Origin of the sequence: Halalkalibacterium ligniniphilum (assembly GCF_000334155.1) — a bacterium.
GTDB lineage: Bacteria > Bacillota > Bacilli > Bacillales > Bacillaceae_D > Halalkalibacterium > Halalkalibacterium ligniniphilum.
Map to the genome: position 1 here is coordinate 1 of NZ_ANNK01000178.1, position 956 is coordinate 956.

The window sequence follows — 956 nt, forward strand, 5'->3', positions numbered from 1 at the left end:
TGGGATTATGATCGGATACGTGCCTTAACGGATGGCACGGTAAAAGCGGAGGGAATTGAGCTTAATTGGCTGAACATGCCTGTGGAAGAAACGTTTTGGCGAATGATGCGTCACCAAGAGTTCGATGTTGCAGAGTTGTCCTTTTCTTCCTATTTAATCGCTCGGGACCGCGGCTTTCCGAATTTTTCAGCCATTCCTGTCTTTATGTCAAGGTCCTTCAGACACTCTGGGATTTATATCAATAACCATGCAGGAATCAAAGAGCCTGCCGACTTGATTGGAAAACGGATTGGGATTCCTGAGTATCAGCTGTCGGCGTGTGTATGGATTCGTGGGATTCTCCACCATGAGTACGGCGTGTCGCCATCAAGTGTTCAATGGTTCACGGGTGGACAGGAGAAAGCAGGGCGTGTTGAAAAAATCAAGCTTGATTTACCATCTTCAATTAGCATCGAGCCGATTCGAGACGATCAAACATTGAATGAAATGTTAGAATCTGGTGAAATTGATGCCTTTATCGCCCCAAGAGCCCCATCCTGCTTCCTAAAAGGTTCACCGAATGTGTCGCGACTTTTCTCGGATCATGTAGCGGCAGAAAAAGAGTATTTTAAGAAAACGGGAATTTTCCCGATCATGCATGTTGTGGCGATCAAAGACGAAATATTAGAAAAAAATCCTTGGGTAGCTGCAAACCTATATAAAGCGTTTGTTGAGTCAAAGGAAAAAATCTATGAGGGCTTTCATCAAACTGCCGCGTTGAAAGTGACGCTACCGTGGTTGGTTTCAGAGATTGAACGAACGAAAGAAATTATGGGTGAAGACTTTTGGCCGTACGGTTTAGAGCAAAATCGCGCGACGCTCGAAGCATTTGTAACCTATTCCTATGAACAAGGATTAATTAAAAATAAGCTAGCGGTTGATGATCTTTTCGTAAAGTCAACGCTAGAAGAATATGT

1 protein-coding gene is annotated in these 956 nt (G+C 43.8%); it reads left to right on the top strand.

Annotated features, from left to right (window positions below; translation table 11 throughout):
• The coding region (locus BLT_RS0121010) for an ABC transporter substrate-binding protein (protein WP_017729660.1) at positions 1–956 on the top strand (956 nt) is incomplete at both ends.